Annotated in this window: 1 protein-coding gene; it reads left to right on the forward strand. The window is 59.0% G+C overall.

Features of this window, described 5'->3' with window-relative positions; translation table 11 throughout:
* Positions 1-266, forward strand: a 266-nt coding sequence (locus MTCD1_RS23710) for a ribonucleotide reductase barrel domain-containing protein (RefSeq protein WP_305764595.1), incomplete at both ends; no start/stop codon positions are given.

Genomic DNA, 266 nt, shown 5'->3' on the forward strand with positions numbered 1-266 from the left:
CTTTACGACTCCATGAGCAACCTGCGCCACCTGGCCGCTGGATCCACCCTTGTCAATGCGGGGACGCCATCGGCTCAGCTATCTAACTGCTTCGTCATGCGCACTGAGGACAATCTGGAGCACATCGCCCAGACGATCCGCGACGTCATGTGGATCACCAAGGGCACCGGCGGCATTGGGTTGTCGATGTCGGATCTTCGCTGCGAGGGATCCCCGATCCGCTCAGATAACACTGCATCAACTGGGCCGATCCCCTTCATACACAC

Source organism: Colwellia marinimaniae (genome assembly GCF_002207865.1).
Lineage (GTDB): Bacteria > Pseudomonadota > Gammaproteobacteria > Enterobacterales > Alteromonadaceae > Colwellia > Colwellia marinimaniae.